Origin of the sequence: Rhizobium sp. NFACC06-2, from assembly GCF_900101425.1 — a bacterium.
GTDB classification, from domain to species: domain Bacteria; phylum Pseudomonadota; class Alphaproteobacteria; order Rhizobiales; family Rhizobiaceae; genus Agrobacterium; species Agrobacterium leguminum.
Genome location: NZ_FMVA01000005.1, coordinates 52,997 through 74,013 on the forward strand (window position 1 = coordinate 52,997; position 21,017 = coordinate 74,013).

Sequence of the window (21,017 nt, forward strand, 5' to 3'; positions counted from 1 at the left end):
CTCGAAAAATCAGGGATCGGGAAAACGGAAGACGCCGGCAATGCGCCGCCGCCAGCCCGGCACCAGCGCCGAACGCACCACCGCCGCCTGTTCATAGGCGTGGATGAAATGCTGCGGACCGGCCAGAATGCCGAGATGCTTGGCCGCCGCATCGGCCCGCCAGCGGAACAGCAGCAGGTCTCCCGGCCTTGCCTCTTCCAGGCCCGCCACCGCCGGAAAATGGCGTTTTGCCGCCGCCATCAGCCGGTCCTCGCCGCCGCGTTCGGCCCAATCGGGCGCATAGGGCGGCGGCAATTCCGGTTCGTGGCCGTAAAGGTCGCGCCAGATGCCGCGAATGAGGCCGAGGCAATCGCAGCCGACACCCTTCAACGAGGCCTGATGCCGATAGGGCGTGCCGATCCAGCCTTCGGCGAGCGCCAGCACTCTTTCGCCGGGATCGCTCATGAAAACAGCGCCCCGCCGTCATGGCTCTCGCCGCCCGCCGCATAGGAATAGGCGAAATCCGCCCCCGGCAGATGCGGAAAGCCCCGAAAATTCAGATGATTGGCGAATTTCGTGCGGCAGGTGGAAAAACTCTTGTCGCAGCCGGCGGTGACGGAAAACGCATCTCCCGGCAAAGGCGGCTGTTCCGGCGGCAGCCAGAAGGACAGAAGCACCCCGCCGTCACGCCGCTCCTGCCCGTCGAGATCAAACCCCTTGCCGGCGAGCGGGCCGGTCAGAAGACGCAGCTTCCCCCGGCTGAAAAAACCATCGGCAAAGGCATCGAGCCCGGAGACGAGCACGCCGCCCGAGGCATCCACCGCCGCCACGCTGCCATGCCCGGTAAAGCGGGCCAGATCGACACCGCAACGCCTGTCGCCAAGGGCGGCGTCGCAGCGCCGCCCATAGACCCTGCCCTGCGGCTGGCCGAGGCAATGGGCAAGACTGCGCAGCTCGGCGCGAAACGCCCCGCCGGCCCGCGTCACCTCGCCAATCTCTCGCCTGTTCAGCAGCACATGCTGGTCAGGCGCCTGCCAGTTGACGAGGAAAAGCTCCACCCTCGCCCCATCGAAACGCCCGGCAGCCAGATCGTCCTCCGCAATCGCCTCGCTCGAAAAACCGCCCGCCACCTCCCCGGCGCCGGCACCCAGCCCCGTTTCGCCGTCGTTATCGCTCGCAGCGAAACCGCTGGCGGCGAGGTAGGACAGACCACCGAGTGATATCGCCTCGTCATGATCGGTAAAACCGATCACCGCACCGTCCTTCAGCGTCACCTTCCAGCAATGGCATGTGGTCGTCGCATCTTGCCGGAGATGCCCGGCAAGGGCGGCAGGAATGGTTTTCATGGCAGTATTTCCATCAGCGGAATGGAGGGAATGCGGCCCGCCTCGAAAGCGGTCAGGTTCACGTCGATACGGTCGATCCCGAAGCGGACCGGCACGTCGAATTCGAAACCGGCGCGGATCGCGGCGCCGGCGGGCGGCACCCGCCCCACACGGAACACAATCATTCCGGTTACATGATCGACCGCCACATCAGCCGCTTCGACCTTTACCCCCTCGACCGAAACCATGACCGAGCCTTCGACCGGTTTCTCGATCCGCCGCACGAAGGAGCCGCCGGCATCGGCATAGGTCTTCCGCAACTGAAAACCCGCTGTCACGCCGTCGCCGGTGCCTATCTTCTGATCGGTCGCGGCGGGCGTCTCTCCCGGCGGGCATGATTTGAAATCCACCGGGTCGCAAAAACGAAAGCCGTAAAGCTCGCCGCGCCGCGCCTCGAAAAAGGCGAGCACCTCATAAAGATCGGCGACGGAGCGGATACCTGATCCGGCGTCATAGCTACGTCTGGCGTTCCTCCAGCGCTGGTTGCGGCTTTCGCGGCCATTGGACAGGTTGACGATGTCCGTCCGCCGCACCGGCCCGCCGCTCACCCCGAGCGCGAGCCGCAGCGGAAACCGCACTTCATGAAATGCCGCCATGTCGTTGTTCCTGGATTCTTTTCGATGGTCTTGAAACGTGGGAGAAGACGCGTGGGTCACAATCCGCGCTGGCCGCGCCCGACGCTGCGTGCCAGCATGGCGGCGATCTGGCCTTCGCTTTTCCGAAAGCTCGCAGCATCCGTCGCCGTCACGTTAAAAACGATCTGCGCCCCGCCGCCGCCGGACGGTGCAGCAACGCCGAGAGCGCCATCCGAACCGCGCTTCAGCGGCAGGATCGCTTCCGCACCCGCCTCGCCCATCAGGCCAAGTCCGCCGCCCATCGGAAAAAAGGCGGGACTGGAAACGACGCCGCCACCGGCAAAGGGCGTGATGCTGCGTCCCGGCACACCGCCGTCGGCAAAGGCGAACAGCGAACCGCCGCCGTTCAACAGCCCGCTGACAGTATTGCCGATCATGCCCTCAAGCGGTTTCAGACCGGCCGAGAGTGCGATGCCGGACAGCCGCTGTCCCAACCCGCGCAACACATCGTCCAGCCCCCTGCCGCCCGCCGTCGCCGCCTGCAGGGCCGAGGTCAGGGCCGCACCGAACCGCTCGGACCGGCGCTCAAGATCGCCCATCACCTCGGACAGCGCCTCCGCCTCTTCCCGGTTCTCCGCCATCAATCCTTCGCCCGCCATCGCGCTGCCTTTCTGATTCAACTGGGGAATGCAGGGTGCTGAAACAGCTCTCAAAACCGCTGCTTCAACCCACACTCTTTTAAAACCCAACTTCTTGGGTTATGGTTCTCATAGTCACGGTTCTCCGCCAGCATGGCATGCGTTTTGTCATCTACACGGCCGATCACGAGCCGCCGCATGCCCATGTTTATGGAGAGGGTGAAGCCCGTATCGACATCGTCAGCCTCGTCGTTCTCACACAGGGCGGCATGTCGGACCGGGATGTGCGGCGCGCCGTCGCCGTCATCGAGGAAAACCGGAAGCTGTTTATGGAAACCTGGAGACGACATCATGGTTGAGGTCAGCGATGCCGAACTCGCCGCCGCCAAGGAACGCTGGCAAAAAGAGCGCGCCGAGCGCCCCATTCCGGTTTCCGTGCGTTTCGAAACGGCCTCGGCCCGTGTCATCGTCGATTTCGCCAACGGCGCCTGCTTCATGTTTCCCGCGCGGGCGCTCGAAGGCTTGCAGGACGCGACCGCCGAACAGCTTGCGGATGTCGAACTACTCGGCGAGACGGGTCTGCATTGGGAAACCCTCGATGTCGACTATACGATCAGCGGCCTGATGAACGGTATTTTCGGCAGCCGCACATTCATGGAAACGCAGCGCAAGGGCGGGCAATCCCGCTCTCCGGCCAAGACGGCAGCCAGTCGGGCGAACGGCGCGAAGGGCGGCCGTCCGCGAAAAATGCCCTGACGCCGTCACCCATCCGGAAACCGCCGCATCATCGCCTCCATCGCCTGACGATCCGGGCCGCGGAGAACGGCGTTGCCGCCCGTCATCGCGAAGAATTCCCGCGGGGTCAGCCGCCAGAAGGTTTCTGAGGAGAGCCGCAGCAGGCAGAAGCCGGCATGGATCGTCGCCTCCCAGGGGAACGGGCGCGGCGTCGCTTCGCCTGCTGCGGCGCTCAAGGGTCCGGCGGCGTCTCGCCTTTCAGGCCGCCGAAGGTCGCGGTCAGAAGATCGGCGACGATGGCGGCATGGCCGGCAATGCCGCCTTCCACCGTGGCGGCGGCCACATCCTCATCGGAAAAGACGTTGCCCGCGCCGCGCAGGCCCGCGCCGATCACCCTTATCATGTCGACCGCCTTCATGCGGCCGCTCGCGAAACGTTCGGCGAGCGCGGTGAGGTCGTCGGCTGCAAAGGCGGTTTCGAGTTCGGCCAACGCACCGAGCGTCAGGCAGAGAACGCGCCTTTCGCCGTCGATCAGCGCCTCGATCTCGCCGCGATGGCGGTTCGCCCGCCCGTAACGCAAACGCTCAGCCATCACAGCGCTCCGAATGTGAGAAGACCGGCCGATTCCAGCGCGATCTCGAATTGCACCTCGCCATCGTGACGGCCGGAATATTCGAGCGCCACGATCTGGAACGGCCCGGTAACGATGCCAAAACCGGGAATGACGATCTGCCAGCCGGGAATGCTGCCCGCAAAAAATGCGCCGCGCACCAGCGCATCGCTTGCCTGATCCTTGAAGATGCCGGAGGCCGTGAGCGATGCCCGCTGCACGCCGGCGCCGGCAAGAAGCTCCCGCCAGCGCCCCGCACTTTCGGCATCCGTCACATCGACCGCCTGGGCATTGAAGGCCAGCCGCTTTGTCCTCAGCCCCGCAACGGTTGCATAGGAACCGGCATTGTCGATCTTCAGCAGCAGGTCCTTGCCCTTCTGCGCCACCATGTTGTTTCCTTTCGTCTCGATTGATGTTGCGGGGTTGCGACGGGCCTGCTACCAAAAGCGTTCCTGCACCTCGCACCCCGCGATCTCACCATGTCCGACGCTGCCCCCCTGACGTCTCGCGCGCGCCTTATCGGCGTGCTTGCGGTCGGGCAGATTGTGAGCTGGGGTAGCGGTTTCGATATGCTGGCCGTCCTCGGGCCACGGATCGGCAAGGAACTCGCCATCACCAACGGTGTGGTTTTCGCCGGCCTCACGATCATGATGACCATCAGCGCCCTGTGCGGCCCGTTGCTTGGAAGAATGCTGATGCGCCACGGCGCGGCGCCCGTGCTGGCGGCCGGTTCGGTATTCTTCGCGGCCGGCTTTGCCGTGCTCGCCCTCGCGGGCGGGGCGGTGAGCTATCTCTTCGGCTGGGCCGTGATGGGTTTTGCCGCCACCTGCGGTCTGACGACGGCGGCCCATGCGGCCGTGGTGGAACGCGTTGGCGCGGAAAGCGGCCGGCTTTTGACGCTGCTGATGCTGTTCACCGGGCTTTCGGCGGCGGTTTTCCTGCCGGTCACCACCATTGCCGATCAGCATCTCGGCTGGCGCGGCACGCTTGCCGCCTATGCCTGTCTGCAAATCTTCATCCTGCTGCCGCTCTATCTTTTCGTGCTTCCCGGCCGGCCGGCCCGAAAAGAGGCAATGCCGAAAGAAGAGACGGCGATTTCGCCCTCACCGGTCGATACGCGGCGCGCCTTCGTGCTGCTGGCCGCCATGACGACGATCAGCGCGTTCACGACCTTCGGCCTGTCACCGCTTCTGCCGCTGCTTCTGGTTCAGGCCGGCGCAACGCAATCGCTTGCGGTGCAACTGGCATCGGCACGCAGCGTCCTTGCGATTACGGCGCGCGGGCTGGATTTTCTGCTCGGGAAGCACGGAAACCCCTTCCTCACCGCCATGATCGGCTTCTGTCTGCTGCTCTTTTCCCTGCTGCTGTTGCTCGCCTTTGCCCCGGCCATGCCCGCCTTCATCGGCTTCATCGTTTTCTTCGGCTTTGGCGCCGGCGTGCTTACCGTCAGCCGGGCCGTGTTGCCGCTCGCGGTATTTTCGCCGGAAGAATATGGGCTTCAGGCCGCGCGCATCTCCCTGCCGCAGAATCTCGCCATTGCCGTGGCGCCGGTCATCTTCACCGTGGCGCTCGATCGCGGCGGCGTATCCGCCATGCTCACCATCGCCTCCGTGCTGATCGGCATTTCGTTTCTGCTGCTGATCGTTCTGTGGAAAACCGTGCGCAGGCAGGGCTCCTGAAACGGCGCTACTCCGTCACCGCCCTGAATCGCATCTCCGCGATGAAATTCCGTGTCTTCGCCTCGCGCCGCGAGCGGCTGGAAAGAAGATGCAGATTGACGAGAGAAACGCCGGCAATCGGCAGCGCCGCATCATCGAGCAGGATCTTCACCCGGTCGACGATTTCGCCGGCACCCCTGCGGCCATTGGCATCGCTCCATATCTGCAGCGACAGGAAATGCTCCTCGGCCTTTTCCGTGGCCGTCGAATAGTCCCGGCTTTCGAGATCATCGATAACGATGCACGGCAGAAGCGCGCGCGGCAGAAGCCGGTCGACGATGCCGCCGGGGATAAGCGCTGTCAGCGCTGCATCGCTACCGAGCCTTGCAAAAATTGTCTGCAGAAGCAGGTTTGCGGCGCTCATCGGCTTTCCTCCTCGCAGCGGCAGACGATGAAGCGACGCGTCTCATCCGGGTCCATCACCGCCCGGATCGCCAGAATGCGGCGGCCCTTGCGAAAGCGCATGCCGGCGGCGATGTCGCCGCGGTAAGCCAGCCAGACGCGATGGGTGATCGTCACGCCCTCGGCCGAGGCCCGTTCATGCGATGCCTCCGAAACGGGTTCGATCGCAGCCCAGAGCGAGCGCAGGAAATTCCAGCTTTCCGCAGCACCTCCCTGCCCGTCCGGCGCTTCGGTCCGCACGTCCAGTTCCAGCCGCGCCGTCAACTTGCCGGGATCGAGAAAAACAAGGTTCATGTCTCAAAGCCCAAGACGGCAGAAAGGCGCCACCAGCCGCTCGTAGCAGGCGGGAATGGCGGCGGGATGGTTTTCCGGGGCGACCGCGCCGCGAAAGGCGAACATCTGCGCCACATGCACCAGCATGGCGCGTTTCAGCGTGTCGGGCACATCCGTTCCCGCTTCGCCATAGCCGGCAATGAAATCGATCTCTATGCCATTCATCGCTCTTCCGGGGGCCGGCGGATCGCGCAGCCACAGCCTTGCCGGCCGCGCCGCGCCATCGAGCAATTTTTCCACGGCGGTGATGTCCGCCGAGCGACCCTCACCGTCAAAAACCAGTATAGTTTCGATGGCTTGCACCGGTGTCCTGCCAATCGGAATCACGCCGTTCTGCGGCCACCGGTCGAGATAAAACCGCCAGGTCTGGCGGATGAGGCAAAGCCCGGTCGTACGTTCCAGATGCTCGCGGGCGGTGCGGATGAGCGCGGCAAGAAGCGCATCCTCATCGCCGCTGTCGAGACGCAGATGCGCCTTCACCTCGGCAAGCGTCAACGGCTCCGCCTGCGGCGGATGAATGAGGGCATAGGTCATGGGGTCTCCGGAAGGAAGGTAATCGCATTAGCCAGCGGGCACCGCTTGTTTCTTCTCCCCGAGGGGGAGAAGTCCGCGGCAGCGGGATGAGGGGGCAAGGGTAGAGATATTCGGCAACGTTGCCCCCTCATCTGCCCCTTCGGGGCATCTTCTCCCCGGCGGGGAGAAGAAAGGGCGGTCAATTCACCCCGAATTTCACCAGCTTGATCGCCTCGAAATTCTGCACGCCGCCGCCCACGCGTTTGGTGGTGTAGAACAGCACGTAGGGTTTGGCCGAATAGGGATCGCGCAGGATGCGCACCCCGGTACGGTCGACGACGAGGTAGCCGGCGCGGAAATCGCCAAAGGCGATGGCGAAGCTGTTGGCCGCCACATTCGGCATGTCTTCCGCTTCCGTCACCGGAAAGCCCATCAGCGAGGCCGGCTGGCCGGCGGCGGCGGGCGGGTGCCACAGATAGGCGCCGCTGGTATCCTTGAAGCGGCGCAACGCCCCTTGCGTCTTGCGGTTCATCAGGAAGGTTCCGTTCTGGCGGTGGCCGGCCTTCAGCGCATAAACGGCATCGAGCAGCACATCCATCGGCCCGGCGGAGGCGAAACCGGCCGAAACGCCGGTCGCGACATACCCGATATTGCCCCAGCTCCAGCCATCATTGGCGACGGCGGCATAGGAGAGGAAACCCCTGGGCTTATTGACGCCATCACCGGCGATAAAGGCGGCGGCCTCCTGTTCGGCAAAGGCAATGTCGACCTCGGAGGCGATCCAGGCTTCGATATCGACTGCCGCGTCATCCAGCAGGCCCTGTGTGGCCGCCGGCATGGCGTAAAGCTCCATCGTGGGGAAGGAAAGCTCGGCAAGCTGCGGCGTTGCCGTTTGCGGACGCGCCGCCGTTTCGGAAACCCAGCCGGTCGTCATGCCGCCGGGCGAGAAGGGTTTCTTCAGCACGGCGGCGGAAACCTGCCGGACGGTCGCCAGCGCGCGGATCGGCGAAATCGCCGTCATGCGCCGGCCGATCTCGCCATCCGTCTCGTTCGGCAGCAGAAAACCGCCATCGGCCCCGGTCGAACCGGCAAAGGCCTTGGCCTCCAGATCGCGCAACGCGCCCTCCTCGCCGCGACGGATGTAGGCCTCGAAAGCGGCCTTGTGCTCTTCGGCGTCGTGGGAAAGCGCATCCTTGCGGCCAAGCGCGGGGCGCGCTTTCTTGAGCGCCAGATCGTCCATGATCCGGCGGTTGTCGTCGAGCGCCCTGTCGATGCGGTCGAGCTTGTCGCGGGTCACGACATCAGAGCCCATTTTGCGCTCGATATCGGCAAGCCGCTGGTCGTTGGTCTCACGAAAGGCCTCGAAGGCCTCCATGAACTCATCGAAGGCCGCCGTCACCGTATCGGGCACGGCCTTCACCTGCGGCGCGACGGTCATCGGGGCCGGTTTCGTCATCTGGTCTGTCATGTCGTTTCCTTGTTGGTGATTGTCCGGAAGTCAGCGTTTGGGTGTCGTGTCGAACAGCGCGCGGGCGGCGCGGCGCATGGTGCGCACCAGCTCGGTCTCGCGGTCGCGGAAGAAGCGGGCATGCTTGACGTCGGAAACGCGCGCCGAAGGCAGCATCGGGAAGGTCACGACCGAGATTTCCCAGAGGTCGGCTTCCAGGATGCGGCGGACGCCGTGGCTCGCCGGCTTGCCGGAACGCACTGTTCGGAATCCGATGGACAGCCCGTCCAGCGCGCCGGTCTTCATCAGCGAATGAACCTCGCGGGAGCGGGCGACGCCGGGGGCGAGAACGCCCTCCACATAAAGGCCGCGCTCGTCCTCGCGGATAGTGCGCCAGGCGCCGATGGGCTCGGCCGGATCGTGCTGATAGAGCATGCGGATACCGGCTGCACCCCGCTCCTCGATGGAGCGGCGGAAAGCGCCGCGCTCGATGACATCCTGACCGAGATCGACCTCGCCGAAGACGCTGGCATAACCGGAAAAGGTGCCATCGCTGGCAATGCCGCGCAGTTCCAGATTGGCGAATTTGCGCGTGGCGGGACGCGGCCCGCGATAAACGTGCATGGAAAACTCCTGCGATGTGAAGGAAGTGTCAGGCGCGCGGGCGCGCACCATAACGGTCGGCGATGCGCACCAGCACGCCCAGCCCCCACCACGCGCCCATGCTGGCGGCGGCGGAACCCGCCACCATGATTTCCCGGCCCGAAAGCGCGCCGGCGATATCGAGCTGCTGCACGATCCACAGACCGATAGGCCCGCCGAAGATCATGCCGCAGGAAACGCCGGTGATGAAACGGCTCGCGGCCTCGCGTCTGCTTTTCGGCAGGAGATAAACGAGCGACACACCCGCGCCCGCCACGGCGCCGGTGATGCGGGCGGCCCAGATGCCGGCCTCATTGGCGAATTCAGACATGGGTAATCATTCCGTTCTAGGATGTGGTTATCGGGCGGACGCACCGCGTCACACGCAGGCGTTTTTTGCGCGCCTGCGCCGGGTGATTTTGCGAATCTTCGGAAAAGCTTGGGCGGAAGAGCTCACAAAGAGAGTCCGCTTCTTCAGAAAATGATTCAGCTGACGCCGCCCGTTTCGAGAGCGCCGTTCTTTCTTCTCAGTAGCCGACCGCTTCGCGCTTTTCCTCGTCGCTCAGGAACGAGGCCGCGCCGATGCGTGCCCAGAGCGCATCGCGCTCGCCGGCAAGCCCGGCAATTTTGTCGAGATCGGGTTCGAGCCTCAGCCCAGAGCCGAAGACCGGAGAAAGCGAGCCGCAGAGCCTTGCCGCCGTGCGATAAACGAGCGGCAGGACGGTCAGGCGATAAAAGGCGCGGTTCGCCTCCTGGTAATTGGCATAAGTATTGTCGCCGGGAATGCCGATCAGCATCGGCGGCACGCCGAGCGAAAGCGCGATATCGCGCGCCGCGCCGTTGCGGGCCTCCAGAAAATCCATGTCGCGCGGCGAAAGACCCATGGCCTTCCAGTCCAGCCCGCCTTCCAGAAGCAGCGGCCGGCCGGCATTCATCGCGCCCTGATAGCCTTCCTCCAGCTCGCGCTTCAGCCGCTCATATTGTTCGGTGGAGAGATTGCCGCCCTCCTTCGGCTGATAGACAAGCGCGCCGGAGGGCCGGGCGGAATTGTCGAGCAGGCGCTTGTTCCACTGGCTTGCGGCATTGTGCAGATCGAGCGCGGCCCCTGCGGAGGCGAGCGGCGCAAAACCCGCCCGGTCATCCAGCGGGTGAAAGAGTTTCAGATGCAGCAACCCCAGCCCGTCACGCTCGGCGGCGATGCGCCGGGAGGCGCGGCCTTCGGCACGGTAATCATAGGCCACCGGCCACCCATCCGGCCCCTCGACGATGCTGACCCGGTCGGGCCGCAGAAGATGCAGCTCGCGCAGCCGCCCACCCACCGTCAGCGGCTCGATATAGGCATTTCCGGCGAGCATGAGGTGACCATAAAGCGCCTCGAAGAAATCCGGCCCGCCCATATGGGCGCCCGGTTTTAAAAGCAGCGCCAGGAGCGGATGATCGGCGAGTTCCTCTTCGCCATCATAAAGCAGCCAGCTGACGGAAGCCGAGGTCTCCGCCACCATGCGGGCAGCCCGGTGCGCGACCGGGTTCTTCATGAAGCCCTCGCGGGCAAGTGCGGCATAGGACCGGCCCGACCAGAAGGCCTGCCCGCCCTGCACGGCAACCGCCATGAAGCCATCGGCCATTTTCCGGCTTTCAGGCACGGCTCTGCCATCCGCCGGGCGCAGCCACGGCAGGGAAAAGGGAAATCGCATGGAGTTGTCCTTGTTTTGATGGCGCGCGGCGTCGAGTCCTGCGGCGTCGCCCGCGTGGGGTTTTCACCGACAGGGTAGGCCCTGAAATTTCTGACGAAGTCCTGAAAGCTCTCTTTCGTCATGCTCGGGCCTGTCCCGAGCATCTGCAACGTCTCGATTTTATTGGACGTGATCAGATCCTTGGGACAAGCCCAAGGATGACGTCGCGCGTGAGGCACCCTGTCCGCACAACGGCAATATCTCGCGCCGACTTCGGTGAAACCGGACGTTTACCGGATCGGCGCTTTCACCGCCGTATCGCTGTCGAAATCGGCGGCAACGCGGGTCTCGCGCAGCGGCTTTACCGTGCGGGTCGAAAGATCATAAGCGGGATCGGCCTTGTAAGCGGCGAGCGCCGCCTCGTTTTCGAACTCGCCATAGACGATGAAATCGACCGAATTGCCCCATTGGTCCTTCTTCACGTTTTCGCCGATTTCCAGCTTCAGCGAATGCGGTATCGCGGTGAGGCCGGAAAGCCCCCTGCGCACTGCGTCGCGGTTTTCCTCGGGAACGGTGAAGAAGACGATATGGCGGATCACGGTGTCACCTGTCATGCAGAATTCGGAGGCAGCCTTTTCGGCACCGGGTAACGGGTTATCATCTGGCCCGCCCGGGTTCAATCCGCGCCGCGACAAGCGCGTGATGAAATGCGCGCCCGTAACCGCCCACCACCCGCGCCCGGTCGCTGCCATTGATGATGGCGCGGGCGCCATCCCAATCCTCGCGCCTGTCGCTGAAGAAATCGGCGAGCCTGCGGCCGGTAAAACCGCCGCCCGCCATGCCGTAGATCAGGATCGCGGTGGCCACCTCCGCGTCCATGGCGCGCTCGGGCCGTTCGAGGAGATCGACGCCGGTCAGCGCCGACATGGCCTCGTAATTGCGCCGATGCGTCAGCTGCACGAAGCCGCGCCCCAGCCAGCTCTTACCCTCCGTGTCCGGCCGCCAATAGGGCTTGCGCACCATGGGCAGCCTGCCCGCCGCAAAGGCGCGGTCGAGCCTTGCCATCGCCTCGGCATCGCTCGCCGCCAATGTCTCGCGCACCGGCTGCATGGTCGCCGCCGTCTCGTGAAAGGCCGTAGCCAGCATATAGGCGAGCCAGCGCGGATCGCCGCCCGGCATCACCTTTTCAAATCCCGCCAGCATCGTTTTTGTGCCGGCAAGCTGGGCCGCGCGCAGGCGACCGCCGAAAATGGAAATCCGCGCCGACGCGAAGAATCGCGCCTCGTCATAGGCCATGATGGCTCCTGAAAATGATGGGCAATACGACGCCCGGTTTTTCCACATGCAGGCCGCCGGAACTAAATCGATTTGAAAAAACCTTAATCGATTTTAATCCGCGCCCCGGGGTTTTGGGGTAAAAAATTCCTTGAATTTCGGAACCTTAGCGCGCTAACTCCATTCACCGCGCAATCCTGCAGCGTTAACCATTCAAGGAGGAATGCCACCATGACAGCGACAATCCCCCAGACCGTTTATGACCGTCTCGAAAACGAGTGGCGCCAGATGCGTGAAACCGGCTCCCAGCCGAAACCGGCGCAATCCCCGAAGAAATAATATCCGCCAGACGCCCGAAATGGGCGTTGACGATGCCTCACTTTTCTTCTCCCCGGCGGGGAGAAGAAACCGGGGGCATCCGCTCGACGGGTAATTGGCTCTCCTTCGCGGGAGCCAATAATCAGCCAACTCACATCCCCCGGACTTTCGGTTCACTCACCACCATCGTCGTCAGCGCCGTGATCGCCCAGACGAGCGCATCCAGCCTGTCCGGCGAGCGTCCCGACGAAAGACCACCCGGCCCGAAATCCGTCATCTGGTCTTCCAGCTTTTCAAACCGCGCGGCGTGGCGCACCCTGCCCTGTTCATAGAGTGCGGCGACCGGCTCGGCGCGGGTGAATTTGCCGCGGCTCGCCCGCACCAGCGTCAGCGGCAGGTTGGCGTCGATGCTCTGCAGCATGGCGCGCACCATCTCGCCGCCCTGATTGACCTCCGCCACCACCCGGTCGGCCTCGTGGCGACGAAAGGCGGCAACCACGGCGCGGGCCCAGCCGGCCGGCGTTTCGCCTTCCACCGAACAATCCGCCAGCACGTTAAGACGCCCGGACATGCCGAGCCCCGCCACGACGATGCCGCAGCAGGAATGTTCACCGACGCCGGCGGGCGGATCTACCGCCACCACGATGCGCGCCAGCGGCTCATGCGCCGCTTCGATAATCGCTTCCAGATCGGCGCGTTTCCACAGCGCGCCCTCCCGCTCGTCGATCAATTCACCGCCGATTTCCTGACGCCCCAGCCGGGTGCCGCCATAGCGGTCCTGCATGGCTTTGAGAAAACCGGGCGAGAGGTTGCGCGCATTCATGGCCGTCGGCATCCGCGCCACCCGTGTCGAGGGATCGGCGAGAAGCGCCTTTAAAAGCGGAATGGGCCGCGGCGTGGTGGTCACCAGTTGCCGGGGCGTTTCACCCAGACGCAGGCCGAATTGCAGCATATCCCAGGTTTCCTGCGGATATTTCCATTTGCCCAGCTCATCCGCCCAGGCCATGTGGAATTGCGGGCCGCGCAGGCTTTCCGGGTCTTCCGAAGAAAACACCTGCGCCATCGCGCCATTCGGCCAGAGGAGCCGCCGGCGTGATACCTCGAAGGCGGGGCGATGGCGGCGGGCGATGCGGCAGATGCCGGAAATGCCGTCGATCATAACCTCGCGGGCGTCGCCCAGCGTTTCGGCCACGAGCGCGATGCGCAAATCCGACTGCTTGCCGGCGGATGCGACACGATGCACCCATTCCGCCCCGGCACGCGTCTTGCCGGAACCGCGCCCGCCGATCAGAAGCCATGTCCGCCAGTCGCCCTCCGGCGGCTGCTGCGGCAGGTTGCCGATGAAACGCCAGTCGCGCAGGAGGTTGAAGACCTGCGCCTCCAGATGGGGTCCGGTCGACATATCCGTCATGTGTCGGCTTCTGCGGAGGGGCTGCGGGCGGGATCGGCCTCCATCTTCGCGCGGCATTTCTGTTCAGCCAGTTCGTCGATGCGGTTGAGGAAATGCGCCACCGCCGCTTCGTAATCCCCGGCCTCGGTTTCGTCTTCGCCGAAAAGAGCTTCCCTTTCTTCCGCCAGCACCCGTTGCAAAGCGTCGATCCGCTCCAGCGTGCGGACGATCAGCGAGAGCTGGTCCGTCGCAGCCTTCACATCGGCGCGCGCCAGCTTGCCCGAAGCGTCCTCCGCCGTCGCCAGAAAGGCCGCTTCGCTCGCCTGGCGGAGATTGCGGTACAGGCAGAACTGCTCGCGCATCTCCTCCGTCAGCTCGTTCAGCAATTGCCGCAGGCTGCCGTTGCGCGCCGCATCTTCGGCAGCCTGCCTGTCGGCCCGCGACTTCGTCTCCGGCGCGGCTTCCGGCATGTCCTCAGTCGCATAGGCGGGCGTTTCCGGCCAGACGTCGTAGAGCGCCGGATCGCAATTGTGAGACATTGTCATGGGATTGGCCTGCGAGAGAACGATCAGTCAATGAGGAGCGCGAGCAAGGTGTAAAACACCTTGTCAGCCGCAAATCTCCGACCGTAGCCAAACACTATCAAACCACCGTCACGCTGTAAAGGATTATTTTCCTATTTTCATGATTTTTTTCCTTCCCGCAGGATTTTGCACCCTCGTCCATCACATATTACACTCCGCACCACGCGGTGAGTACAAGGGGCAAGTCAAGTTGGTGAAACAATGGGTTGAGCGGTTGTTTGCAGGTCTTTCGGCAACCGGCATCGTCTTCGGCACTATCCTGTTCTGCGCTTCGCTCACGCCCTCGCTCCTGCCGCGCACATGGCTGATGCAGGGCGTGCTGTGCGGCTTTTCCTTCGCCATCGGTTATCTGATCGGTGTCGCTTTGCACGCCATCTGGGCCTATCTGGAGCTGCCTGAACCTTCACGCCACAATGTGCGCGGCATTCGTTTTCTCATTGCGCTCGCCGCCGCCATCACGGCCATCGCGTTTTTATGGCAGGCGAAGGACTGGCAGAATTCCATCCGCGTTTTGATGGAGCTCGATCCGCTGCCAAGCGCCCACCCCACCAAGACCGGCGGCCTTGCGGTGCTGGTCGCCGCCATCCTCATCGGCGCCGGCCGGCTGTTCCAGCTTATCCGCCGGTTCTTTGCTGCGCGCAGCCGCCATTTCCTGCCACGCCGCCTTGCCAATGTGCTCGGTATCGCGGTGGCAATCATCCTCTCATGGATGCTGCTCAACGGCCTGATCTTCGATATCGGCCTCAGATTTGCCGATTCCTCGCTGAAACAGGTGGATGCGCTGATCGAGCCCGACGTGCCGCGCCCGTCCGACGCCCTCAAGACCGGCAGCAGCGCCTCGCTGATGACATGGGAATCGCTCGGGCGACGCGGGCGTGAATTCGTCGCCGAAGGCCCGGCGGCCACAGAGATATCCGCCTTCACCAATCGCCCGGCAAAGGAGCCGCTCAGGGTCTATGCGGGACTCAACTCGGCGTCGACGCCGGAAGAAAGAGCGGCCTTGGCGCTGGAGGAGCTGAAACGGGTCGGCGGTTTCGAGCGCAAGGTGCTGCTCGTCGTCATCCCCACCGGCACCGGCTGGATCGACCCGGAAGCGCTCGATACGGTCGAATATCTGCATGACGGCGATATCGCCAGCGTCGCCGTGCAATATTCCTATCTCTCGAGCTGGATCGCGCTGCTGACGGAGCCGGATTACGGTGTCGAGACGGCGCGCGCTTTGTTCGAGGCCGTCTATGGCTACTGGACCACGCTGCCGAAGGAGACGCGGCCGAAGCTCTACTTGCATGGCCTCAGCCTCGGTTCGCTCAATTCGCAGAAATCCTCCGATCTCTATGATGTGCTGTCCGACCCGTTCCAGGGCGCCTTGTGGAGCGGACCGCCCTTTTCCAGCCCGACATGGCGCATGGCCACCAATGGCCGGGTGAAGGGCACGCCGGAATGGCTGCCGCGCTTCCGCGATTCCTCCGTCATCCGCTTCGCCAACCAATATACCACCGCCCATATGCCCGATGCGAAATGGGGGCCGATGCGGATCGTCTATCTGCAATATGCCAGCGACCCGATTACCTTCTTCGAGGCCGCCTCGCTTTACCGGCGGCCGCAATGGATGGCGCATCACGGGCCTGACGTTTCCACGTCCTTCCGCTGGTTCCCGGTCGTCACCCTGCTGCAGCTCGGTCTCGATGTCGCCGCAGCCACCACCGCGCCCATCGGTTATGGCCATGTCTATGCGCCGGAACATTACATCGATGCATGGACGGAAGTAACCGCGCCAAGCGGCTGGAACCCCGAGGAGATCCAGCGGCTGAAGATGTTCTTCAAGGCCCGCCGCGGCTCCACCGATCCGGCGTGAGCGCGGCGGGCTCGCTTTGAGCCTCAGCCCTTCAGCCTGTCCAGATTGTCGGCGATATAGGTCTCCAGTGAACGCGGCGCATGGCCGGTCAGCGTTTCGACATCGCCGGTCACCACCGCTGTCCAGCCTTCACGCACGGGATAAAAGATCGAAGCGAGGAAGGAGGCATAGTCCTGCGGCACGCCCGCACCGGTGAGGATGCCGATGAAGACCTCGTCCGAAACGGCGGCGTAAGAAACCGGCTTGCCGATCGCCTGCGATATCAGCGCGGCCGCTTCGCCGTAACCGAAGGCCTTCGGACCCGTCAGGTTGAAAGCCTTGCCGTTAAAGGCGTCAGAGGTCAGGGCGGCGGCGGCGCTGTCGGCAATATCGCGGACGTCGATGAAGCTCGACTTGCCCTCGCCGGCCGGCACGGCGATCTGGCCGTGATCGATGCCGGCCTTCCAGTAGCTGTGGAAATTATCGGCAAACCAGTTGGGGCGCAGGATGACGTAAGGCGTACCCGAAGCGATGATCTTCAGCTCGATCTGGCGATAGGGAATGGAATCGTCGGCATCGACGCCGAGGACGCTGAGGAAGACGATCTTCACCTTGCGGCGCGCGGCCTCTTCGACAACGGGCGTCAATGCATCGATGGCATCGAGACGCCCGCCCGCCAGAATGAGAAACAGACGGTCAACGCCGTCGAAGGCATGCGCATAAGTCGATGCGTCCGTATAATCGAAACGCACGCCTTCCGCGCCGTCCGTGGCGTTGCCGCTACGGGAGGCGGCCTTCACGCTTTCGCCCTTCGAAAGGAGCGCTTTCACCAGCGGCGTGCCGATCGTGCCGGTGGAACCGATTACGAGTATCTTGCCTGTCATCTCAAATCTCCGTAGTATCTAATGGAAACCATGTTTCGAAAACACAGGTACTGCGTTTGCGAAATCATGAAAAGAGAGCACTTTTCGGTTATCTGGTTTCCTTTCGGAAACCGGCTTTCCCCCGAAAGATGCCCTGAAACAACGGAGCCAGACCATGGAACGCATCTATGACGTCTATGAAGACCGCTGCCCCACCCGCATGGTGCTGGACAGGATCGCCGACAAATGGGCGCTGCTGATCCTCGACCGGCTGCGAGTGGAAGCGGTGCGCTTCAATTTGCTGCGGCGGGAGATCAAGGGCATTTCGCAGAAGGTCCTGTCGCAGACGCTCAAGAAGCTCGAGCGCGACGGGCTGATTTCGAGGCAGGTGTTCCCGACCGTGCCGGTGACGGTCGAATATTCGCTGACGCCGCTGGGGCGGACGCTGACCGACACGGTGGCGGCGCTTGCCCATTGGGCGGAGGGAAATATCGACGCGGTGATGGCGGCGCAGAGAGCTTATGACGAGAGGGCGGTGGTTTAGAGGGTCTTCGCGCCCGCGTAGCGACGGAAGCATGGGAGCGGCAAACTCCTTTACTGCTTCGTTTTGCAGACCATCGCTTCCGTCATACCGGACTTGATCCGGTATCCAGCCAGCCCAAGTCCTTGGGCTGAAAAGACTCTATTCGCCGCGCAGACGCGCGTCGGCTGGATGCCGGATCAAGTCCGGCATGACGGAAGTGGGTTTCGCGTATCTTCCACTCCCTCAAACGCTCCTACCGCGAAATCCGCGTCGACAGAATGATTGACGACAGCGTGCGCTCCACGCCGTCAAGCGCGCCGATGCGATCGATCAACCGGTCGAGATCGAGGATCGAAGGCGCGGCCAGAATGGCGATGAGGTCGAAGGTGCCGCTCACCGAATGCAGCGTCGTCACCTCCTTGATGGCGGCAAGGGCCGCCGTGACACCGGGCAGCGCCTTCGGCCCGATGGTAATCAGCACATGGGCGCGCACCAGCCCGGAAAGATAGCTTTCCGAAAGCCTGAGGCCATAACCCGAAATCACCCCGTCCGCCTCCAGCCGCTCGATGCGGGCCTGCACCGTGGTGCGCGAAAGGCCGAGTTTGCGCGCCAGCTCCGCCACCGGCATGCGGGCATTTTCGGAAAGCAGGGCAAGCAGCGCCCGGTCCTTGTCGGCAATCGTCATAGTGACCAATCCTGTCGTCTTATTGCCTAATATTAACCCGCTATCCGCACATAGTGAAGCTGCGAATCGTCAATGAAAACTGGCATTCTGTTCTTGAAGCGCATCCGCGCTGACACATTTGCATTCACTGCGGGGAACAAAAACATGAAAAACATTGTCGTCATCGGCGCGGGCAATATCGGTTCGGCCATCGCTTGGATGCTGGCCGCCACCGGCGATTATCGCATCACCGTCGCAGACCGTTCGGCCGATCAGCTGGCCAATGTGCCGGCGCATGAACGGGTCGATACCGAAATCGTCGACATTACCGACCGTCCCGCTCTGGAAGCACTGCTGAAAGGCAAATTCGCCGTTCTATCCGCCGCCCCCTTCCACCTGACGGCGGGCATTGCCGAAGCGGCCGTTGCGGTCGGCACGCATTATCTCGATCTCACCGAAGACGTCGAATCCACCCGCAAGGTCAAGGCTCTCGCGGAAACGGCCGGGACGGCGCTCATTCCGCAATGCGGCCTCGCCCCCGGCTTCATCTCCATCGTCGCTGCCGATCTTGCCGCCAAGTTCGACAAGCTGGACAGCGTGAGGATGCGCGTCGGCGCTCTGCCGCAATATCCGTCCAATGCGCTCAACTACAACCTCACCTGGAGCACGGACGGGCTGATCAACGAATATATCGAGCCCTGCGAAGCGATCGTCGAAGGCCGCCTTACAGCCGTTCCGGCTCTGGAAGAGCGCGAGGAATTTTCGCTCGACGGCGTCACCTATGAGGCGTTCAATACCTCGGGCGGCCTCGGCACGCTCTGCGCCACGCTGGAAGGCAAGGTGCGGACGATGAATTACCGCACCATCCGTTACCCCGGCCATGTCGCGATCATGAAGGCGCTGCTGAACGACCTCAACCTGCGCAATCGCCGCGATGTGCTGAAGGATCTGTTCGAAAACGCCCTGCCCGGCACCATGCAGGATGTGGTCATCGTCTTCGTCACCGTCTGCGGCACCCGCAACGGCCGTTTCCTGCAGGAAACCTATGCCAACAAGGTCTATGCCGGCCCGGTTTCCGGCCGCATGATGAGCGCCATCCAGATCACCACCGCCGCCGGCATCTGCACGGTTCTCGATCTGCTCGCCGAAGGCACCCTGCCGCAGAAGGGCTTCGTGCGACAGGAGGAAGTGGCGCTATCGAAATTCCTCGAAAATCGGTTCGGCCACTATTATGGCGCGCATGAGCCGCTGGCGCGGGTTGGGTGAGAAAGAACAACCGGGCGAGAGAACATCTCCTCCCATTCCTCCGTCATACCGGCCTCGAGCCGGTATCCAGCCAGCCCAAGTCCTTGGGCTGACAAAGCTTTTCTCGCCGCGCAGACGCGCGGCGGCTGGATGCCGGATCAAGTCCGGCATGACGGCGAGGATTGACGAACCCGTTACGTCCCGCAAAAGGTCCTGAACACCCGCTCATGGCTCATCGGCGGCTGCATATAGACGAAGTTGTCAGGCCGCTCCTCGAAAGGCGTGGCGATTGCCCTCAGCATGGCGTGGAAGGGCTCAAAATCCCCCTCTTCCACCGCCGCCTCTATCAGTTCCTCGATGCGGTGGTTGCGCGGGATGATGGCGGGATTGACGGAGAGCATCGCCGCTGATCGTTCGGAATCGGAAATCCCCTCGCGACCGGCTCTTTCCCGCCAGCGCGCCAGAAATTCGTCTGCCCCCGCAATATCGATGAACATGCCGCGAAACGGCTCGGCATCGCCATTGGCCGCATGGGAAAGACGCCGGAAGGTGAGCGTATAATCCGCCTCCGATGCCTGCATCAGCGCCAGCAGCGCCTGCACCAGATCGATGTCGCCCTCTTCCTCCGTCGTCAGGCCAAGCTTTTCGCGCATGCCGGCAAGCCAGCGTTTGGGAAAGGCGGCGGCGAAATCGGCGAGAACGGCATTGGCGAGTTCGGCGGCTTTTTCCACCTGCGGATCGAGCAGCGGCAACAGGCATTCCGCCAGCCTTGCAATGTTCCATTGCGCGATGCCCGGCTGGTTGTTGAAGGCATAACGGCCCTGTGCATCGATGGAGGAAAAGACCTTGTTCGGATGATATTCGTCAAGAAAGGCGCAGGGGCCGAAATCGATGGTTTCGCCTGACACCGCCATATTGTCGGTATTCATCACGCCATGGATGAAGCCCACCATCATCCAGCGGGCAATGAGTTCGCATTGCCGTTGCGCTATGCCTTGCAGCAGGGCGAGATAAGGATTGTCTGCCTCTTTCGCCTCGGGATAATGACGGTCGATCACATAGTCCGCGAGGTTTCTGATCCCTTCCTCATCCTCGCGCGCCGCGAAGAACTGGAAGGTGCCGACCCGGATATGGCTTGCCGCCACGCGGGTGAAGACGCCGCCCGGCAGGCCGACTTCGCGCTGCACCCTTTCGCCGGAGAGGACAGCCGCCAGCGCCCGCGTGGCAGGAATGCCGAGCGCAAACATCGCCTCCGATATGATATATTCGCGCAGCACCGGGCCAAGGGCCGCGCGCCCGTCGCCCCGGCGGGAAAACGGCGTCGGGCCGGAGCCCTTGAGCTGGATATCGCGGCGCTTGCCGTTCCTGTCGATCACCTCGCCGAGCAGAATGGCGCGGCCATCGCCGAGCTGCGGCACGAAACCGCCAAACTGGTGGCCGGCATAGGCCATGGCCAGCGGCTCGGCCCCCTGCGGCACGACATTGCCGGAAAAGATCGCCGCCAGCCTTTCATCGTCAAGGCCGGCCACATCGAGAAGGAGTTCATCGGCCAGCCCACGATTGAAGGCGATGAGCCGCGGCGCCTTGACCGGCGTCGGCAGCACGGCGGCGCTGAACCGTTCCGGCAGGCGGGCATAGGAATTGTCGAATTTCATCACGGGTAAACTCCCT

The 21,017-nt window shown here is 63.4% G+C and carries 27 protein-coding genes; 6 read left to right on the forward strand and 21 right to left on the reverse strand.

Features of this window, described 5'->3' with window-relative positions; all coding sequences use genetic code 11:
- Positions 1 to 9 precede the first annotated feature (9 nt).
- Genes F3H58_RS10785 through F3H58_RS10800 form a run of 4 tightly spaced genes read right to left on the reverse strand, consistent with a single transcriptional unit; the run spans position 10 to position 2,598 of the window.
- Positions 10 to 444, reverse strand: coding sequence for a C40 family peptidase (locus F3H58_RS10785; protein ID WP_142778920.1), 435 nt, complete (start codon positions 442 to 444; stop codon positions 10 to 12).
- Positions 441 to 1,325 carry a phage/gene transfer agent baseplate hub protein gene (locus tag F3H58_RS10790; protein ID WP_149742189.1) on the reverse strand — a complete coding sequence of 295 codons (885 nt, stop codon included), beginning with the start codon at positions 1,323 to 1,325 and terminating at the stop codon, positions 441 to 443. Before F3H58_RS10790 ends, F3H58_RS10785 begins: the two co-directional genes overlap by 4 nt.
- Positions 1,322 to 1,960 carry a TIGR02217 family protein gene (locus tag F3H58_RS10795; protein WP_149742190.1) on the reverse strand — a complete coding sequence of 213 codons (639 nt, stop codon included), beginning with the start codon at positions 1,958 to 1,960 and terminating at the stop codon, positions 1,322 to 1,324. Before F3H58_RS10795 ends, F3H58_RS10790 begins: the two co-directional genes overlap by 4 nt.
- Before the next feature lie 56 nt (positions 1,961 to 2,016).
- The gene (locus F3H58_RS10800; protein ID WP_149742350.1) at positions 2,017 to 2,598 is read right to left on the reverse strand and encodes a phage tail tape measure protein; all 582 of its coding nucleotides are present in this window, start codon (positions 2,596 to 2,598) and stop codon (positions 2,017 to 2,019) included.
- A 137-nt stretch (positions 2,599 to 2,735) separates the two neighbouring features.
- Between F3H58_RS10800 and F3H58_RS10805 the strand changes: the two genes are divergently transcribed.
- The gene (locus F3H58_RS10805) at positions 2,736 to 2,936 is read left to right on the forward strand and encodes a DUF4160 domain-containing protein (RefSeq protein WP_286169392.1); all 201 of its coding nucleotides are present in this window, start codon (positions 2,736 to 2,738) and stop codon (positions 2,934 to 2,936) included.
- Entirely contained in the window at positions 2,929 to 3,333 is a 405-nt protein-coding gene (locus tag F3H58_RS10810; RefSeq protein ID WP_020808630.1) for a DUF2442 domain-containing protein, read from the forward strand. Before F3H58_RS10805 ends, F3H58_RS10810 begins: the two co-directional genes overlap by 8 nt.
- A 5-nt stretch (positions 3,334 to 3,338) precedes the next feature.
- Here F3H58_RS10810 and F3H58_RS10815 read toward each other — a convergent pair whose 3' ends face one another.
- Genes F3H58_RS10815 through F3H58_RS10825 form a run of 3 tightly spaced genes read right to left on the reverse strand, consistent with a single transcriptional unit; the run spans position 3,339 to position 4,311 of the window.
- Positions 3,339 to 3,548: a rcc01693 family protein gene (locus tag F3H58_RS10815; RefSeq protein ID WP_149742191.1), complete on the reverse strand. Its 210-nt coding sequence runs from the start codon at positions 3,546 to 3,548 to the stop codon at positions 3,339 to 3,341.
- Entirely contained in the window at positions 3,545 to 3,904 is a 360-nt protein-coding gene (locus F3H58_RS10820) for a gene transfer agent family protein (RefSeq protein ID WP_059753802.1), read from the reverse strand. The genes F3H58_RS10815 and F3H58_RS10820 overlap by 4 nt, the downstream gene beginning before the upstream one ends.
- A complete protein-coding gene (locus tag F3H58_RS10825) occupies positions 3,904 to 4,311 on the reverse strand; it encodes a phage major tail protein, TP901-1 family (protein ID WP_003521219.1) in 408 nt (135 codons plus the stop codon). The genes F3H58_RS10820 and F3H58_RS10825 overlap by 1 nt, the downstream gene beginning before the upstream one ends.
- 90 nt (positions 4,312 to 4,401) lie before the next feature.
- Between F3H58_RS10825 and F3H58_RS10830 the strand changes: the two genes are divergently transcribed.
- Positions 4,402 to 5,601 (forward strand): MFS transporter, encoded by a 1,200-nt coding sequence (locus F3H58_RS10830; protein ID WP_188128871.1) that lies wholly within the window; start codon positions 4,402 to 4,404, stop codon positions 5,599 to 5,601.
- A 7-nt stretch (positions 5,602 to 5,608) separates the two neighbouring features.
- On the opposite strand, the gene F3H58_RS10835 is transcribed toward F3H58_RS10830, so the two are convergent.
- The 11 genes from F3H58_RS10835 to F3H58_RS10885 form a co-directional block, all read right to left on the reverse strand.
- Positions 5,609 to 6,004: a DUF3168 domain-containing protein gene (locus tag F3H58_RS10835; RefSeq protein WP_149742192.1), complete on the reverse strand. Its 396-nt coding sequence runs from the start codon at positions 6,002 to 6,004 to the stop codon at positions 5,609 to 5,611.
- A complete protein-coding gene (locus F3H58_RS10840) occupies positions 6,001 to 6,336 on the reverse strand; it encodes a phage head closure protein (RefSeq protein WP_149742193.1) in 336 nt (111 codons plus the stop codon). The genes F3H58_RS10835 and F3H58_RS10840 overlap by 4 nt, the downstream gene beginning before the upstream one ends.
- Before the next feature lie 3 nt (positions 6,337 to 6,339).
- Positions 6,340 to 6,909: a head-tail connector protein gene (locus tag F3H58_RS10845; protein ID WP_149742194.1), complete on the reverse strand. Its 570-nt coding sequence runs from the start codon at positions 6,907 to 6,909 to the stop codon at positions 6,340 to 6,342.
- Positions 6,910 to 7,087: 178 nt separating this feature from the next.
- On the reverse strand, positions 7,088 to 8,356 hold the full coding sequence (locus F3H58_RS10850; RefSeq protein ID WP_149742195.1) for a phage major capsid protein: 1,269 nt from the start codon (positions 8,354 to 8,356) through the stop codon (positions 7,088 to 7,090).
- 30 nt (positions 8,357 to 8,386) lie between these two features.
- The gene (locus F3H58_RS10855) at positions 8,387 to 8,959 is read right to left on the reverse strand and encodes an HK97 family phage prohead protease (protein ID WP_149742196.1); all 573 of its coding nucleotides are present in this window, start codon (positions 8,957 to 8,959) and stop codon (positions 8,387 to 8,389) included.
- A 28-nt stretch (positions 8,960 to 8,987) separates the two neighbouring features.
- Positions 8,988 to 9,308, reverse strand: a complete 321-nt coding sequence (locus F3H58_RS10860) for a DUF6107 family protein (RefSeq protein ID WP_003521211.1) — start codon at positions 9,306 to 9,308, stop codon at positions 8,988 to 8,990.
- 196 nt (positions 9,309 to 9,504) lie between these two features.
- Positions 9,505 to 10,671, reverse strand: a complete 1,167-nt coding sequence (locus tag F3H58_RS10865) for a phage portal protein (RefSeq protein WP_149742197.1) — start codon at positions 10,669 to 10,671, stop codon at positions 9,505 to 9,507.
- A 269-nt stretch (positions 10,672 to 10,940) separates the two neighbouring features.
- Positions 10,941 to 11,249, reverse strand: a complete 309-nt coding sequence (locus tag F3H58_RS10870) for a Dabb family protein (RefSeq protein WP_003522330.1) — start codon at positions 11,247 to 11,249, stop codon at positions 10,941 to 10,943.
- A gap of 58 nt (positions 11,250 to 11,307) precedes the next feature.
- Positions 11,308 to 11,946: a lysozyme family protein gene (locus F3H58_RS10875; RefSeq protein WP_149742198.1), complete on the reverse strand. Its 639-nt coding sequence runs from the start codon at positions 11,944 to 11,946 to the stop codon at positions 11,308 to 11,310.
- 448 nt (positions 11,947 to 12,394) lie between these two features.
- Positions 12,395 to 13,654: a DNA-packaging protein gene (locus tag F3H58_RS10880; protein ID WP_188128872.1), complete on the reverse strand. Its 1,260-nt coding sequence runs from the start codon at positions 13,652 to 13,654 to the stop codon at positions 12,395 to 12,397.
- Positions 13,651 to 14,178: a hypothetical protein gene (locus F3H58_RS10885; protein ID WP_149742199.1), complete on the reverse strand. Its 528-nt coding sequence runs from the start codon at positions 14,176 to 14,178 to the stop codon at positions 13,651 to 13,653. The genes F3H58_RS10880 and F3H58_RS10885 overlap by 4 nt, the downstream gene beginning before the upstream one ends.
- A 253-nt stretch (positions 14,179 to 14,431) precedes the next feature.
- On the opposite strand from F3H58_RS10885, the gene F3H58_RS10890 reads away from it, so the two are divergent.
- Complete coding sequence (locus F3H58_RS10890; protein WP_188128891.1) at positions 14,432 to 16,072, forward strand: alpha/beta hydrolase; 1,641 nt, start codon at positions 14,432 to 14,434, stop codon at positions 16,070 to 16,072.
- 23 nt (positions 16,073 to 16,095) lie between these two features.
- On the opposite strand, the gene F3H58_RS10895 is transcribed toward F3H58_RS10890, so the two are convergent.
- On the reverse strand, positions 16,096 to 16,935 hold the full coding sequence (locus F3H58_RS10895; protein ID WP_149742201.1) for an SDR family oxidoreductase: 840 nt from the start codon (positions 16,933 to 16,935) through the stop codon (positions 16,096 to 16,098).
- Between the two features lie 154 nt (positions 16,936 to 17,089).
- Between F3H58_RS10895 and F3H58_RS10900 the strand changes: the two genes are divergently transcribed.
- Positions 17,090 to 17,458, forward strand: coding sequence for a winged helix-turn-helix transcriptional regulator (locus F3H58_RS10900; protein WP_003509204.1), 369 nt, complete (start codon positions 17,090 to 17,092; stop codon positions 17,456 to 17,458).
- Positions 17,459 to 17,690: 232 nt separating this feature from the next.
- On the opposite strand, the gene F3H58_RS10905 is transcribed toward F3H58_RS10900, so the two are convergent.
- Positions 17,691 to 18,122 carry an Lrp/AsnC family transcriptional regulator gene (locus F3H58_RS10905; protein ID WP_149742202.1) on the reverse strand — a complete coding sequence of 144 codons (432 nt, stop codon included), beginning with the start codon at positions 18,120 to 18,122 and terminating at the stop codon, positions 17,691 to 17,693.
- A gap of 144 nt (positions 18,123 to 18,266) precedes the next feature.
- On the opposite strand from F3H58_RS10905, the gene F3H58_RS10910 reads away from it, so the two are divergent.
- Complete coding sequence (locus F3H58_RS10910) at positions 18,267 to 19,367, forward strand: saccharopine dehydrogenase family protein (protein ID WP_149742203.1); 1,101 nt, start codon at positions 18,267 to 18,269, stop codon at positions 19,365 to 19,367.
- Between the two features lie 173 nt (positions 19,368 to 19,540).
- Here the strand turns inward: F3H58_RS10910 and F3H58_RS10915 are convergent, their stop codons facing one another.
- A complete protein-coding gene (locus F3H58_RS10915; RefSeq protein ID WP_149742354.1) occupies positions 19,541 to 21,001 on the reverse strand; it encodes a protein adenylyltransferase SelO in 1,461 nt (486 codons plus the stop codon).
- Between the last annotated feature and the right edge of the window lie 16 nt (positions 21,002 to 21,017).